This window comes from Bacillus sp. 1A, from assembly GCF_052682215.1.
Genome location: NZ_JBQYLZ010000001.1, coordinates 3,193,345 through 3,207,283, shown reverse-complemented (window position 1 = coordinate 3,207,283; position 13,939 = coordinate 3,193,345). Strand labels below are relative to the sequence as shown.

The 13,939-nt window shown below is 34.4% G+C and carries 17 protein-coding genes and 1 pseudogene; 4 read left to right on the top strand and 14 right to left on the bottom strand.

Features of this window, described 5'->3' with window-relative positions:
- Positions 1-44: 44 nt before the first annotated feature.
- Positions 45-425 carry a winged helix-turn-helix transcriptional regulator gene (locus ACUN0F_RS16315; protein ID WP_000340656.1) on the bottom strand — a complete coding sequence of 127 codons (381 nt, stop codon included), beginning with the start codon at positions 423-425 and terminating at the stop codon, positions 45-47.
- A 129-nt stretch (positions 426-554) separates the two neighbouring features.
- On the opposite strand from ACUN0F_RS16315, the gene ACUN0F_RS16310 reads away from it, so the two are divergent.
- Complete coding sequence (locus ACUN0F_RS16310; protein ID WP_445539707.1) at positions 555-1,238, top strand: NAD(P)H-dependent oxidoreductase; 684 nt, start codon at positions 555-557, stop codon at positions 1,236-1,238.
- Between the two features lie 155 nt (positions 1,239-1,393).
- Positions 1,394-1,675: a DUF1292 domain-containing protein gene (locus tag ACUN0F_RS16305; protein ID WP_002008111.1), complete on the top strand. Its 282-nt coding sequence runs from the start codon at positions 1,394-1,396 to the stop codon at positions 1,673-1,675.
- A gap of 50 nt (positions 1,676-1,725) precedes the next feature.
- Here ACUN0F_RS16305 and ACUN0F_RS16300 read toward each other — a convergent pair whose 3' ends face one another.
- The 7 genes from ACUN0F_RS16300 to ACUN0F_RS16270 all read right to left on the bottom strand — a co-directional run bounded on the left by ACUN0F_RS16300 (position 1,726) and on the right by ACUN0F_RS16270 (position 7,400).
- Entirely contained in the window at positions 1,726-2,784 is a 1,059-nt protein-coding gene (locus tag ACUN0F_RS16300) for a pyruvate kinase (RefSeq protein ID WP_264461005.1), read from the bottom strand.
- A gap of 92 nt (positions 2,785-2,876) precedes the next feature.
- Positions 2,877-3,587 carry a hypothetical protein gene (locus tag ACUN0F_RS16295; RefSeq protein WP_264461004.1) on the bottom strand — a complete coding sequence of 237 codons (711 nt, stop codon included), beginning with the start codon at positions 3,585-3,587 and terminating at the stop codon, positions 2,877-2,879.
- 103 nt (positions 3,588-3,690) lie between these two features.
- Positions 3,691-3,813, bottom strand: a complete 123-nt coding sequence (locus ACUN0F_RS16290) for a hypothetical protein (RefSeq protein ID WP_264461003.1) — start codon at positions 3,811-3,813, stop codon at positions 3,691-3,693.
- Positions 3,814-3,924: 111 nt separating this feature from the next.
- Complete coding sequence (locus tag ACUN0F_RS16285) at positions 3,925-4,683, bottom strand: SDR family oxidoreductase (RefSeq protein WP_060487745.1); 759 nt, start codon at positions 4,681-4,683, stop codon at positions 3,925-3,927.
- 56 nt (positions 4,684-4,739) lie between these two features.
- Complete coding sequence (locus ACUN0F_RS16280) at positions 4,740-6,398, bottom strand: putative ABC transporter permease subunit (protein WP_445539706.1); 1,659 nt, start codon at positions 6,396-6,398, stop codon at positions 4,740-4,742.
- Complete coding sequence (locus ACUN0F_RS16275) at positions 6,391-7,116, bottom strand: ABC transporter ATP-binding protein (RefSeq protein ID WP_445539705.1); 726 nt, start codon at positions 7,114-7,116, stop codon at positions 6,391-6,393. Before ACUN0F_RS16275 ends, ACUN0F_RS16280 begins: the two co-directional genes overlap by 8 nt.
- 89 nt (positions 7,117-7,205) lie before the next feature.
- The gene (locus ACUN0F_RS16270; RefSeq protein WP_000958865.1) at positions 7,206-7,400 is read right to left on the bottom strand and encodes a hypothetical protein; all 195 of its coding nucleotides are present in this window, start codon (positions 7,398-7,400) and stop codon (positions 7,206-7,208) included.
- A 179-nt stretch (positions 7,401-7,579) separates the two neighbouring features.
- On the opposite strand from ACUN0F_RS16270, the gene ACUN0F_RS16265 reads away from it, so the two are divergent.
- A complete protein-coding gene (locus ACUN0F_RS16265) occupies positions 7,580-7,939 on the top strand; it encodes a DUF3796 domain-containing protein (protein ID WP_016135009.1) in 360 nt (119 codons plus the stop codon).
- Positions 7,927-8,127 carry a helix-turn-helix transcriptional regulator gene (locus tag ACUN0F_RS16260; protein ID WP_327963993.1) on the top strand — a complete coding sequence of 67 codons (201 nt, stop codon included), beginning with the start codon at positions 7,927-7,929 and terminating at the stop codon, positions 8,125-8,127. The genes ACUN0F_RS16265 and ACUN0F_RS16260 overlap by 13 nt, the downstream gene beginning before the upstream one ends.
- 68 nt (positions 8,128-8,195) lie before the next feature.
- Here ACUN0F_RS16260 and ACUN0F_RS16255 read toward each other — a convergent pair whose 3' ends face one another.
- The 6 genes and pseudogenes from ACUN0F_RS16255 to ACUN0F_RS16230 form a co-directional block, all read right to left on the bottom strand.
- On the bottom strand, positions 8,196-9,158 hold the full coding sequence (locus tag ACUN0F_RS16255; RefSeq protein ID WP_445539704.1) for a tubby C-terminal domain-like protein: 963 nt from the start codon (positions 9,156-9,158) through the stop codon (positions 8,196-8,198).
- A 176-nt stretch (positions 9,159-9,334) separates the two neighbouring features.
- Positions 9,335-10,042, bottom strand: a complete 708-nt coding sequence (locus ACUN0F_RS16250) for a YjjG family noncanonical pyrimidine nucleotidase (protein ID WP_445539703.1) — start codon at positions 10,040-10,042, stop codon at positions 9,335-9,337.
- 44 nt (positions 10,043-10,086) lie between these two features.
- Complete coding sequence (locus tag ACUN0F_RS16245; RefSeq protein WP_445539702.1) at positions 10,087-11,031, bottom strand: phosphotransferase family protein; 945 nt, start codon at positions 11,029-11,031, stop codon at positions 10,087-10,089.
- Positions 11,032-11,120: 89 nt separating this feature from the next.
- Positions 11,121-12,143 carry a tyrosine-protein phosphatase gene (locus ACUN0F_RS16240; protein WP_000437823.1) on the bottom strand — a complete coding sequence of 341 codons (1,023 nt, stop codon included), beginning with the start codon at positions 12,141-12,143 and terminating at the stop codon, positions 11,121-11,123.
- Between the two features lie 89 nt (positions 12,144-12,232).
- Positions 12,233-13,071: pseudogene (locus tag ACUN0F_RS16235) on the bottom strand (hypothetical protein).
- 49 nt (positions 13,072-13,120) lie between these two features.
- Positions 13,121-13,843, bottom strand: a complete 723-nt coding sequence (locus ACUN0F_RS16230) for a GNAT family N-acetyltransferase (protein ID WP_445539701.1) — start codon at positions 13,841-13,843, stop codon at positions 13,121-13,123.
- Positions 13,844-13,939: the final 96 nt, after the last annotated feature.

Sequence of the window (13,939 nt, the reverse complement as noted above, 5' to 3'; positions counted from 1 at the left end):
AAGGTGTCTTCACATATGGAAAACACCTTTTATTTCTACAACTCTTAACTATTATTTTTCGTATTTCTACTCTCCAAAACTTTCTCCATATTATGAGTTGCCCACTCCATCATTAATAGAATCATTGGACGTAGTGATTCACCAAGCTCCGTTAAGGAATATTCTACTTTTGGCGGCACTTCACGGTATACTTCACGATGTATAATGCCATCTGCTTCAAGTTCTCTCAGCTGCAGTGTTAACATTCTTTGTGTGATATTAGGTTTTAATCTTTTTAATTCATTAAATCTCTTTGTACCATCTAATAAATGATACAAAATAACCCCTTTCCATTTTCCGCCAATAACCTCAACCATAGCTTCCACTGGACAAGAATATTTATTTAAAAATGGGTAATTTATATTATTTTCGTTTGAACAATCCATCATAAGTCCCTTCCCTTACCAATAGTATCTTTTTTGATACTATAACACATAAATGTGCGTACTTGTATCTATGTTACTTTAAAAATATAATTTACTTACAAAAATAAATTAATGAAAAGAGGAACTTTTATGACAAATACAAAACAAATTACAAAAGAGAAAATTATGGAGGCTTTCCATTTCAGACATGCATGTAAAGAGTTCGATCCTATGCACAAAATTTCAGAAGAGGATTTTCATTTCATTTTAGAAACAGGCAGATTATCTCCTTCTTCTTTTGGTTATGAACCTTGGAAATTTATTGTCGTACAAAATAAAGAATTAAGAGAAAAACTACAACCGTATTCATGGGGCGCTGGTGGGCAACTGGCAACAGCTAGTCACTTTGTCATTATTCTTTCAAGAAATATTAAAGATATGCATTATGATGCAGAGTATATTAAACATATGATGAACGATATTATTGGATTACCTGAAGACACTCAAAAAATTAGATATGAATTCTTCAAAAAATTCCAGGAAACAGATTTTAACTTATTACAATCCGATCGTGCTGTATTTGATTGGGCATCTAAGCAAACTTATATTGCTTTAGGTAATATGATGACGAGTGCAGCTCAAATCGGCATTGATTCTTGTCCAATAGAAGGATTTGATAAAGAGAAAATAGATTCTTTACTTCGTCAAGAAGGCATTATAAAAGACGATAATCTTGAAGTATCTGTTATGGTTGCCTTTGGTTACCGTAAAGAAGAGCCAAAGCGTGATAAAACAAGACAAACTATGGATACAATTGTTGAATGGATTAAGTAATATAGCACTCACAAATAAAACTCCTTCTAGCTAAATACTTATTCTATTGAAGAATCAGTTGTTTTTCTAATGTATGAAATTGATTTTTCATGGAAAGATATGTTAGTATGTATACAGTTTGAGCGCTCTATTTTTTAGAGTCGAACAGGAGGAGAATGGATATGTCTGATATTGAAGTTGGCGAAGTGTTTACTCTCAGTGATGAGAATAATGAGGATCAGGAAGTAGAAGTACTCGGAGCGATGGATGTCGAGGGCGCAGAATATATTGCAGTTGCCTTCGTAGAAGACATTCAAACAGAATCTGAGGAAGACATTGATATTTTCTTTTTAAAAGTAGAAGAAGATAATGAGTTTTCATACATTGAAAATGATGAAGAGTTTGATAAAGTATCTGCTGCTTTTGATAAAATTTTGGACGAGCAAGAGCAAGAATAATATGAATGAAAAACACGAGGGTGGATGCATATCCGCCCTCTTTTTATTTATCACTCATCCAAAGACTTATGCAACAATTCCAGTACATCTTTCATCACAAAAGGCCCGTCTTTTTTCACATGCTCAGCGAATTCAGAAACGAGACGTAATGTTCTTACACTTTCAATTGGATGCTCGCCTGATGCACTTTCAGCAGAAAGCATAACTGCGTTCGTTCCGTCCAGTACAGCTTGAAACACATCAGTTACCTCAGCCCTTGTTGGAATAGAATGATCTACCATAGATTGCAGCATTTGTGTTGCTGTAATAACATATGTATTCGTTCGATTACATTCCTGAATCATCATTTTCTGCAAGAGCGGAATAAATTGATACGGTAACTCTACTCCTAAATCACCCCTTGCAATCATAATTCCGTCTGCTTCTTTACATATACCTTGAAAATTCTCGATCGCTTCCATCGTTTCTATTTTGGCAATTACATTAGGTGAAGTTTCTTTGTACTGTTGTATAAAATCTCGTATTTCTTTTATATGACTAGGTTTTCTTACGAAAGAACATGCGATAAAATCAACATCCTCCTCTAGAAGAAACTGAATGTCTTTTTTATCTTTCTCTGTAATAGCTGGCAAACTAACGATTGCCCCTGGTAAATTCACCCCTTTATGAGATGAGATATTACCACCTGTTTTTACCTTTGTTTCTATTTTTTCCGTACTTATCTTTTCAACGATTAACTCAACTTCACCATCATTAATTAAAATTCTACTTCCAACTTTCACATCATTCGCGATTCCTTCATAATCAACATTTGCTTCTCTATTGCTTCCTGTAACTGGTTGCGTATGTAAAATAAAAGAATCTCCCGCCTGAAGTGTAATTTGTTCTCCTTTTACTTCACCTAACCTTATTTTAGGACCTTGTACATCGCCTAAAATTTTAATAGCATCGTCTAACGATTTGACTAAACGAATGATGTCTTTATGAGTTTCATGCGTGCCATGTGATAAATTCAAGCGCACTATTTTCATACCATTGTTTATTAACTGCGCTAACGTTTCTTTATTATTACTTGCTGGCCCAATTGTACAAACTCGATCGATTGTCATTTTTATTACCCTCCTTTTTCGTTAGGATTCCCATAAACTTTACTTACACTCTCAACATAAAAAAGCCTACTCACACAAGTAGGCCTTTGAAACTACGAAAGTTTCGTTAATAACTGATTTAAATCTTTTTTCGTTTTCGTCGTTAATGATTTCATTTTATTAATATCTATCTTTTCTTTCTCCGCTCTTATAATTAATGGATACAAACTTTGTTCAATTGTTTTGTATTCAGTTGGATGTGATGCTTCTATATCTTTTTCAATTACATCCCACTTCTCATTAATTTGTTTTCCAAGTTTATTTACTGTTTCTAATTTAGGATTTGCAGCTAATTGCTTATCTAGGCTTTCAATTAATGTAACGACTTCTTTTACATTTGCTTTCACAGCGACGTTTTTCTTCGGATCTTTCGTTGTCTTTCCGTTATTGTTTGTACTTGTACTTTGATCTGTTGTTTTTCCGCTAGTCGTTTGATCATTCGTTTTTCCCGTCGTTTCTTTTTCTTTTGTTTTCACATTTTCATTTTGAGTTGACGTTTTGCCGTTACTTTCTGTTCCTGATGATTCTTTCGTATTTTTTGCATCCTTATCTGTTTTTTCATTTGAAGAAGTATTTGTATCTTTTTCAGTATCTTTCGTTGTTTTTGACGTCTCATCTGCACTTGTCGTTTTTGATTCTCCTTCATTTTGCGCTGTTACTTGCTCTTTCTTTTCTGTCTCTTTCTCTGCTGAAGGACTACAAGCTGCCATAGTAAGCATTGTACCAATTGTTATCGATGCGATAGCGACCTTTTTCATTTTCATATAAATCCCCCTATGTTTACTTTATTTATCCTCCCCTTTACGATTCGATTTCCCCTTAAAAAATCCCTTTTCATATGAATCACCATCTTTCCGACAGTAATCTTCATAATAATACGTACAAAAACTGATAAAACAATTCAAACATTCGAGTTTCTTCTACTTCATTTTTCTTCTCTGTAGCAAAAGAAAAAGAGTATATTGTCACATGAAGAATTACTATCTTCATATGACGATATACTCCCCTATCAAATTTTTATCTTTCTTGACATTTTATTTATAAAAAAAATAATATTTTCTTTTATTTTTTTGTTTCTCAACAATTGTTAACATAATATATTTATGAGTAACCACCATTCGAATGAATGACTTGCCCCGTAATCCATTTTGCTTCTTCACTTACTAAAAAAGAGATTACGCGCGCTGCATCCGCTGGTTCTCCTACTTTACCTTGCGGGAACTTCCATACTAAATGATGCTTCAGCTCCTCTGTAATCCATCCTGTATTCGTCGGCCCTGGATCAACAGCATTCACTGTAATCCCCTTCTCCATCGCAACTGGTGCTACTGATTTTGTAAATGCTTCAATTGCTCCTTTCGTTGCTGCGTATGCTAGTTCATCAGGCATTGGCCCTAATGACTGCCCTGAAGTAAGGTTAATAATACTGCCACTCGTTTTCAGTTCATAATGTTTTATAAATAATGAACTTAATAACATAGTAGCGCGGACATTCACTGTATAATGTTTATCTAACTGTTCTACATTTAATTCTTCAATTCTCGTATGTGTAGAATACGCTGCATTATTAATTAAAATAGATGGATCACCTAAACGTTCTGAGACCATATAAAATAAACGATTTGGCGAATACGACTGCGATAAATTGATTTCTGCCATTTCACATCGAACACCTAAACTTTCAATCTCCTCTTTCAACAAAAAGGGCTCTTTGTCATGCATTCCCCACGGCATCGCTTTATCATACTGAGACCAGTACGTGAAAAAAATGTCTATCCCTTTTTGAGCAAGCACCTTGCATACAGCTGCACCAATTCCATTCAGACGAGTTGCCCCTGTTACAATTGCTATTTTCTTCACCTTTTCTCCTCCATCTATGGATAAATCCCCTGCACGAATACAGAGGATCTATCTTTTTATTCAATATTTGACAATATACGTTCTGCACCTAATTTTAAAATTTTAATGAAGATATAATTTACAACCGTAAACATTACAAATAAAACGATAAACATAACCCACAGTCCTACTTGAAGGAAGAAGTATAATAGACTTACTCCCGCTACAATAACTAAAGCTATAAAGATATTAGCTAAAAAATTCCACAATGTTGTATATCGGCTCTTAAATAATTTCTGTTCTGTATCCCAATGTATATCTGCAGTTTGTGCATCCCAACGTGTACCGATTAAATTAATTAACAATAACCCGTTCGCACTTAGTAAAAACCACAGTAACATGAAAACAGGAGAAATCCCTGCTACAACTGCCATCGTAATAACGAATACTGCTAAAATAATTACATTAATTAACCAAGCAGTGATCGCTTTCGCAAAAAAGATGTCCGAAGCTTTTACAGGTAAATAACGATTCACAAACCATGAACTTCCATCTCGTGAAAATGATGTTGTTGCGATAACGTTACTTCCCATTAAAAATAACGATGCACAAAGTCCTACACCAATCGCCAATCCTGCTGATTTTGGGTTATCAATATACCCTGTAATCCACTTTAAATTCCCATCTTGCACGAATAAAACAAAGAATAACATAATCGGCATAACGAAAGTTTGTACGATACAATTTAAGAAAAATTGCGGTGTACGGAATAACGTTTTAAATTCTTTTTTCACATACGCTTTTAAATGTGAACTTTGTACCGTTGATTTTTGTAAACCTTCTGCTGAAATGACCTCTTTTTTTGCTGTACTCGTTGAAAGTCCAATAACCCCTTTTAAATATGTACGCTCTGCAATGTAATAAAACAACACAAAGAATACAAATGAAATAAGTGCAAAGATTATTACGTATAAAGGTCCCTTCCAATTTGCATTTTCTACTAACGCCACTGCTCCAAAATATGTAGTTGGAAAATAGTTTGTCATTTGTACTAAAAGAGAAGATTCGTTGCTCGCAAGATAATTCGTAAGTGCATCTTCAGAAAACGAACTTTTATTTTTCCACTGTAAAAATACATTAATTCCTACAATAAATAGTATACTTACGATTCCAATAAATATATTGCCTCGGTCTTTATTTTTCGCTATATTTGTATACCTCATAATAACTGTCATCAGTAATGAAGCTAATACTAACGGCACAATCGGGAAGAGTAAGTAAATAAAAATCATGTATATGTAATATGTAATAAATGCACTACTTTTTAACCCGTACGTAATAAAGATTGGTAATAAAATAAATGAACTCATTACGTATTGTGTAATTAATACCGTTAGAAACTTTGCCGAAATAATCTGCGCTGGTTTCAATGGTAACGGCAATAACATTTCAATGTCATTACTATAGTAAAATACAGTTAAAATGTTCGTTATACTCATTAAAAATACCCATATACTCGCAATCGCAAGTCCCATTGCGATAATCATTCCTGGATCTTGCCCCAAATGTTTCATACCTTCATACATTCCGTGCGTCATCGAACCAAATATTAAAAAGCCGACAAATAAAATGGCTGCAAATGAAAATACATACGCCCATCGCTTCTTCTTATCTGTTATAAAATCTGCATAATTTAATTTCAATAATACTTTCGTTAACGTCCAAATTTTACTCATTACCCGTCATCTCCAAGAACATTTTTTCAAGTGATTCATTGGATTTAAAATGATCTCTCATTTCATTTAAATTCCCTTTAAACTGTAAATTCCCCTTATTAATAATAGCAACGCGGTCACATATTTTTTCAGCTACTTCTAACACATGTGTAGAGAAAAATACAATCTTTCCTTTATCCGCATGTTCTCTCATCATTTCTTTTAAAATATATGCAGATTTCGGATCAAGCCCCGTTAACGGTTCATCTAAAATCCATACATCTGGCTCATGCACGAGCACACCAATAATAACGATTTTTTGTCTCATACCGTGTGAGTAACTTTGAATTTGATCCGATAAGGCATTATACAGATCAAATTTCTTCGCTAAAGACTCGATTCGTTCTTGGCGTACTTCTTTCGGCACTTCATACATATCTGCCATAAAGTTTAAATATTCAATTCCCTTTAATCGCAAAAACATATCTGGGCTATCTGGAACATAACCAAACGTCCTTTTCGCTTCCATCGGATTTTTCATAATATCTTTACCGTTAATCGTAATCGTCCCTTTGTCCACTCCATGAATACCAGTAATCATCTTAATTGTCGTTGATTTACCAGCACCATTCGGTCCTAAAAATCCAAAAATTTCTCCGCTAGGCACAGATAAACTTAAATCTTTTACTGCATAGCTAGACCCATTATAACTTTTTGACACATTCGTAATTTCAATCATTCCATCCAATCCTTTCCTTAATTACCAAATAACTATATTGATATTATAGCATACTTCTATTTTTAGATTTTTATATTTTTTCAGTTTTTTTAACCTTTAAAATAAATATACACGCCTAATCCAACGATTAAAACGACAGCTAGTATAATATAAATCATCGTCAGCCGTTTAATATTCCCTTTTGTCGCCTTACTATAATTCGCATCACCATTCCGTCCAATTAACACCGTCGCCACTACAGTAATCACTACAAGTAATACAACGATCATGATCCAAGTTAGCATCTCTTCCTCCCCCTCCTTACAACCATTTTACAATATTATCCTCTTTATTTCGCAGTATATTTCCTCTTTTTACTATTATTATGAAAAGAATTGGAAAACTATTATTACTATACATTTCCACATGTGATATATTTATAACATAACGTGAATTATTTCTAACATTGTAAGGAGGACCTACCATGAAAACAACTTGGATAAAATATTTAGGATTTCTCGGTTTCTTCGGTTTCCTCGGCTTTTTTTACGAAAAAGGATTGTTTACTATGTTTTGTTTTTTCTCCTTTTTCACAACGTATAGAACAGTTCAACACGATGAACTGTTTGAACAAATCGTCAATAAATCGTGTCGCAATGCCTTTATCATTACATTACTAACTACCGCTATCATTATGTTTATTGAAATGTTATTTCCAAACCCTACACTACAAGAGATTGATATCGCTCTTATTTTCAGCACACTCATTCTTACATTCGGTTTCTCTATGTTCTTTTACGATAAACCTGTTGACGAAATGGAAGATGCACCATGGCGTTCGTAACGAAAATAAAAGAATATCGCGCCAAATTGAATATGACACAAGAAGATTTAGCGAAAACTGTTGGTGTACGTCGTGAAACAATAAGCCATCTCGAAAAAGGAAAATACAACCCTTCCTTGCAACTTGCTCACGATATTGCGAAGGCACTTCATAGTACAATTAGTGAGGTTTTTATTTTCAAGGATTAATTGAAGACAAAAAATCATATAAAAATACCGGCATTCTTTCCATGAAGAATACCGGTACTTCTCATTTATCACCCATACAAAACAGCATGAAATACGCCTAACAGTAAGTATTGATCTTCTATATAGCCCTCATCATATACATTCATCTCAATGTAATACATATCTTCCTCAAGACGAATATTCCAATCTGCAATTACATAGCCGTTTCGTAATAACTTTCCAAGCCCAATTGTAGTTTTGTGAACAACATATTCTTCTCCCTTATATGTAAAAGTAAATAAGAAATTTGCATCTAATAACTTTCCGTCACATACAAGTATTTCATGCTCTGCATCATTATTATCGATGTACGTTACTAAAATCCTTCTTTGACGCTGCCTACTTACATCCTTTGCAATGACACGAATATTGTCTTTACTATCCTTTATTTCATAAATGATATTACTACCGACTTTCGGAATGAAGTCTAGCACTTTCATCAACGCATTTTTATAATAGCCCCGTACTACGCCTACTCCTTCGCTTCCATTGTAAACCTCTATTGAAGTCGTATCCGCTTTACTATCACACAGTCGTTTGTAAGAAAGCTGCATCACTCGCTCTCCTCTTAAGTACTGGTCAAACGTCACAGGATATTCTACCATGCGCAGTTCCTTATTTAGCTCATACAAATAGCGTTGAACACTCTCTACTAATGTTGTCGTAGATATACGCTCTTGAAGTTCAAATTGTTGCCAACCGGAAGAAACCCTCCACTGATTGTCCTCTTCATAGAAGAAACTAAGAATTACCTCTTCACGGTCAGCCGTTTCATAATTCATCTGTATGTTCTGCCCGTGTTGCACTTGTTCCATCCACTGTCCTAAATAAATGCCGAGTTCTGCGACCTTCATACATGACTTCTGTAAAAATACTCTGTCACTCGCGCGAATCGTTACATCTCCTTCAATAAAGCCCTTTGAATAAGCATCATACCGTGGATTATCCTTCTTCGGGAGACTTTTGTCTAACTCAAATAAAAATGTTAACATCCTTTATTCACCTCTAGTTGTTACACAGCTCTTTCCTATATTGACCGGAGCAATTTAAAATATATCAACGATTTTTCCAATATATCTATCGTAACTTAAATTATATCAACGATTTTTTCGATATATCGACGATTCGACAAAGAATATCGACTTATCAACAAATCTCGACAACACTACTATACGGTCACCTTTTCTCGTGCTTCTTCCACAATCTCCATAATACGAAGCAGGTTCTCCACTTCATAAGTCGGCTTAACATCTGTCGTATTTTCTTTCAAACTCGGATTATACCAACACGTATCAATGCCGTAATCTTCTCCGCCTTTCATATCAGAAGTTAAGGAATCTCCAACCATTAGTACGCTTGATTTATCCGTAATCCCAAACTTTTCAAATGCATAATCAAAAATCTCACGTGCTGGTTTTTGATGACCAACCTCTTCTGAAATAATAATATGCTCAAAGAAATTACATAAAGGCGAATTTCCAATTCTAGATTGTTGCACCCTCGTATATCCATTCGTAATAATACCTAACTTGCAATCTTGTAGTTTCTCACATAATTGTACTGCACCTTCTATAAGATGTACTTCTTTCCCTAAGTTTTCAAGGTATACATCACTAAATTGCTGCGCATCTACTTCTATATTATGCAGTGCAAATAATTGTCTAAATCGATCTACCGCTAATTCACTTAGTGTAATCATTTTATTTTCTAAATCTCTCCATAATCCATTACTAATCTCTTTATAACTTGCAAGATAATCATCATACCCTGTAGGCATGCCAAACTGTACAAACGCGTTATGTAATGCGTTTCTTTCCGTCTCAGGAAAATCTAATAATGTATCATCTACGTCGAATAATATAACTTTGTATTTCATGATGTTCTCCTTAATTCCTATTTTAAAAGCTTCGTTCTCATTGCTTATAAGTTTTTATATATTTCTTGATGAAGAGCTTTAACCCGCTCTTTATAGAATACACCTTTATCTTTTATTTTCAAATGTGCTATAAATAAGTTTGCTAGCATGACAGCTGTATCTAGTCTATAAAATAAACTAACGATATGAGGGGTAACATTAAAGATACTATCATTCTTATATCCATCTTTAAATTCATCCCAACTAATCTCATTAGTTTCAGCTATTCTCATTAACTCCAGCAATGGATGACCAATTAAAGCGTTATCCCAATCAACTATTGCTTTAACTTCTCCATTATACCCGATTAAATTGGCTGGTCGAATGTCCATATGTAATAAGCATTTTACATGATCTGCTGTACTAAGAATATGTTCAATTGGTTTTGTATCTGGAAGTTTAATTCCACAGTTCGTAATTGTATTAAACCCTTCTATCCGTTTCACAATTCTTTCTGCTATATACTTACTAATCGGCTCTTTAATATTTTGCTCGTAATGCAAACCATCAATTGGCATGCTATGAAGCTTGCTCACTAACTCTCCTATTTTGTGCGCAGAAATTGGCATATGATCCGTATACACACAATCCGAAATTAAAAAATCAAGTTCGGCAGAAAAATGCAATCCGTGTATCTTTGGCACCGAAATACCTTTTGAATGACAATACTTAGAAAGCTCTGCTTCCTTTTCCAATGAAATTCGACTATTAAATAAATCTTCATTTATATTTTCTACTTCTCTTTCCCACGGAACTCGAAATGCCAAAGACCCCTTTTCTGAATCTCCTCGAAAAACAATATTTTGCACTCCCGTTCCAATCACCTTTAAATCCTGAACAGCTAATTCCTTATAATCTTGACTTAGTATTGTTGCTAGCTTTTCTCTTAACCCCTCTGCTTTTCCACGTGTATGAATCATTTTATCCCCCGATTCGTAAGTTCTTTTCATCCATTCTCTCTTCGTTGCACAACATTCTCATTAGCAAAATTATAACAACAATAAGAAAAGGAGGCTAATCCAATCAGCCTCCCTCTTCTTTATTTATCTTCTAACAATAAAACTTTCATTTCTTCTAACGACTCTTTCGTAAAGCCAAGTGCTTTTTCAGCATACGCTTCAACTGAACCATATTGCTTCTTAATTTCATCAATCGCAGCTTGTAAATACTCAGCACGTGCTTCGAACATCGCACCTAATATCGCTCTACTCTCATCGTTTTGTAGTTTTGCACCTAAAAAGTCCATCATTTTCTCGTTTAACTTTTCACGGAAACCGTTACTTAGTAAATAATCTTCCATTACTGTTTTCTCTGGTACACCTAGTAAAAGTAATAATAATGCTGATCCAAATCCAGTACGGTCTTTTCCAGCTGTACAGTGGTTTACTAACGGTAAGTTTTCCGGGTTTTGCGCTAAGTTTAAGAAGCTTACGAATGCCTCATTACCACTTACGAAATCTTGATTCATTTTCACAAGGTATTCACCTGGTTTCCCTAACATAGAAAGGTCACCAACTTGGAAAAACTCATTTATGTTCAAGTCTTTTGCTAAGTCTTGCATAACTGGTAAGCACACTTGACGAGCTCCTGTAATCTCAGGGTTTGGCTTATGCTTCACTTCAAAGTCTGTACGGTAATCGCAAATTAACTTTAAGCCAGACTTTTGTAAATACTCAATATCCCACTCTGTTAATCCTGCTAATTCTTCAGAACGGTATAATTTACCCCATTTCACTTTACGGCCTTCTGTCGTTTCATATCCTCCCATGTCACGGAAGTTAAACGCGCCTTGTAATGGCAATCTACGCTCAGCTACTGTCACTGCTTGTCCATTACTACCTACTAGTCTAAAATATGGACGCTCATTTTCGCTCGGGTTTTCAATTGTATATGATGATTCTCCATTTACCGTTGCAAGTAATTCGCCAGTTTCTTCAATATGATCTGGTGAAGTACTCCAATAAATACGAACTTCTTCTATATTATTTCCCCATTTTATTTGTAACGTATTATCTTCATTTCTTTCTACAGTTGCTTGTAACCAATTTCTTTGCTGCTCCATTCTTTCACCAACACTTTCTCATATAATCGAATCTTTCTTTATTGTATTATAGGAATATCTAATTTGTCGTTCTCATTTTTCTTTTTATCTTACAAACAGGTAAAAAGTTCTTTTACTTGTTCATAAGTTGTACATGGATTCCCTCGAAATACATATGCGATTTGTTCATTACCTAAATCTTCATATACAACTGTTCCACGATTTGGGTGCGAATAAATCTCTAACCCGTTTATAATTTGTTTTGGGCCATAGTTCATCGTCCATGAAGAAACAGGATAATACGCTTTGTTTTTATGTCTACAAACCCAAAGTGCATATAGTTTATTAACTTCGTCCCAGTATATATACTGCGTTTCGTCATTTCCGAAACCGACCGATTCAAGTTTCCAACTTAGCTTTTTATGAATTGATAACTTTACATAGAGTATGTTATCTGGATCATTCCACTCACGACATCTTCCTATCTCGCCCATTTCACCTCTCTTCGCTTGAAAGCTTAATAAGTGAAATGGTGTATGTAATATCGTTTTCGCAAACTCTGTATGTACCGGTTGTAATCCGAATAGAAACCTTTCCATTTCGCCTTGGTTTACATATCCATGATCAACAGAAATTTCAACTTGTGTTTTCCATGTAGATGTAACGTAACTTTCTTTTCCTTTATAATTTACACCTTTCCAATACACAAGCTTTTTATATTGAAAACAATCCCTTTTGCTTGAGAAATACAGGTATCTGGAAATACTGGCTCCATTATATCGAGAAAAAACTCTTTTACCCGAAACATTCCAGTTGGAGTAACAACTTGAAACCAAAAAGTTTCCCACTTTTCACCTTCATAACGTTCTGAAACCTTTTCAACTTTCCAACCTTCTAACAATACATGTGGATACAGTAAAACGAATGAATGCATGGATTGTTTTAACATATATATCCCTCCCGCTAAATGAGTTCGAGAGAGTACGTCATTCATCCTCCTAAAACTTCCTCACATACCGCTCAGTACAACTAAGCAGCTGACATCCGTTCTTTTCAAAAATATCCTTCATCCACTCATTTTGCACATTTGTCTCACCGATATAATAAGATGCTCCTATTTCTTTTAATACAAACATTGCTCCTGTAAAGAATGCTGCTTCGTATCCTTTATTTCGCATATTTGGAGCGACTGCGAAATACATAAGTTTTCCTTCTTCTAACGTCCCCTTTTCAATATGTGGGATTACAATTCCGATCGGCTCTTCATTAATACTCGCAGTTAAACAATGTTCTTTCCATTGCTCTCCAATTTCTTGTAGCATCATATTTACAAATTGATCATAAGTGACTTGCTCTTCTGTCATCTCGTTCCAAAGTGAATAAAAAGCATCTTCACCAACTTCTTCAATCAACTTAAAATCAATTTCACTTTCTACATCTTCTACTTCATATATATCCTTACATACGATCATGTTTTCCGTAACATATTCAAAAGAATACGTTTCGAAACATTTCTTATACACATCATAATTTGGGCTTTTCGAAGAAATCTCAAAATGTACGTTTTCAATTCCCTCTTTTTCAGCCTCAGCAACGCAATATTGCATTATCTCCTTTAATTGCTCTTCTGTAAAAACTTCTGCATTATTTTCTTTTATCATGATTGAAGAATCATTTCTTCTTATTTTAAAATGTTTTTCTAACTGTTCTATCGTCGTCATATACTTCCCTCATCTATGTCATACTTGAATTTGTAATTGTTCTCCTTGCATGAGCAGGATTGTCCTTGAATATATAGAATACTAGAAAACATCGCA

Excerpts from the sequence above, each read along its gene's own strand:
- ACUN0F_RS16255 (WP_445539704.1), bottom strand. The coding sequence starts at position 9,158 with ATGTTAACATTTTTATTTGAGTTAGACAAAAGTCTCCCGAAGAAGGAT.
- ACUN0F_RS16230 (WP_445539701.1), bottom strand. The coding sequence starts at position 13,843 with ATGACGACGATAGAACAGTTAGAAAAACATTTTAAAATAAGAAGAAAT.
- ACUN0F_RS16290 (WP_264461003.1), bottom strand. The coding sequence starts at position 3,813 with ATGAAGATAGTAATTCTTCATGTGACAATATACTCTTTTTCTTTTGCT.
- ACUN0F_RS16240 (WP_000437823.1), bottom strand. The coding sequence starts at position 12,143 with ATGGAGCAGCAAAGAAATTGGTTACAAGCAACTGTAGAAAGAAATGAA.
- ACUN0F_RS16305 (WP_002008111.1), top strand. The coding sequence starts at position 1,394 with ATGGATATGTCTGATATTGAAGTTGGCGAAGTGTTTACTCTCAGTGAT.
- ACUN0F_RS16310 (WP_445539707.1), top strand. The coding sequence starts at position 555 with ATGACAAATACAAAACAAATTACAAAAGAGAAAATTATGGAGGCTTTC.
- ACUN0F_RS16260 (WP_327963993.1), top strand. The coding sequence starts at position 7,927 with ATGGCGTTCGTAACGAAAATAAAAGAATATCGCGCCAAATTGAATATG.
- ACUN0F_RS16300 (WP_264461005.1), bottom strand. The coding sequence starts at position 2,784 with ATGACAATCGATCGAGTTTGTACAATTGGGCCAGCAAGTAATAATAAA.
- ACUN0F_RS16315 (WP_000340656.1), bottom strand. The coding sequence starts at position 425 with ATGGATTGTTCAAACGAAAATAATATAAATTACCCATTTTTAAATAAA.
- ACUN0F_RS16245 (WP_445539702.1), bottom strand. The coding sequence starts at position 11,031 with ATGAAAAGAACTTACGAATCGGGGGATAAAATGATTCATACACGTGGA.
- ACUN0F_RS16295 (WP_264461004.1), bottom strand. The coding sequence starts at position 3,587 with ATGAAAATGAAAAAGGTCGCTATCGCATCGATAACAATTGGTACAATG.
- ACUN0F_RS16250 (WP_445539703.1), bottom strand. The coding sequence starts at position 10,042 with ATGAAATACAAAGTTATATTATTCGACGTAGATGATACATTATTAGAT.
- ACUN0F_RS16280 (WP_445539706.1), bottom strand. The coding sequence starts at position 6,398 with ATGAGTAAAATTTGGACGTTAACGAAAGTATTATTGAAATTAAATTAT.
- ACUN0F_RS16270 (WP_000958865.1), bottom strand. The coding sequence starts at position 7,400 with ATGCTAACTTGGATCATGATCGTTGTATTACTTGTAGTGATTACTGTA.
- ACUN0F_RS16265 (WP_016135009.1), top strand. The coding sequence starts at position 7,580 with ATGAAAACAACTTGGATAAAATATTTAGGATTTCTCGGTTTCTTCGGT.
- ACUN0F_RS16275 (WP_445539705.1), bottom strand. The coding sequence starts at position 7,116 with ATGATTGAAATTACGAATGTGTCAAAAAGTTATAATGGGTCTAGCTAT.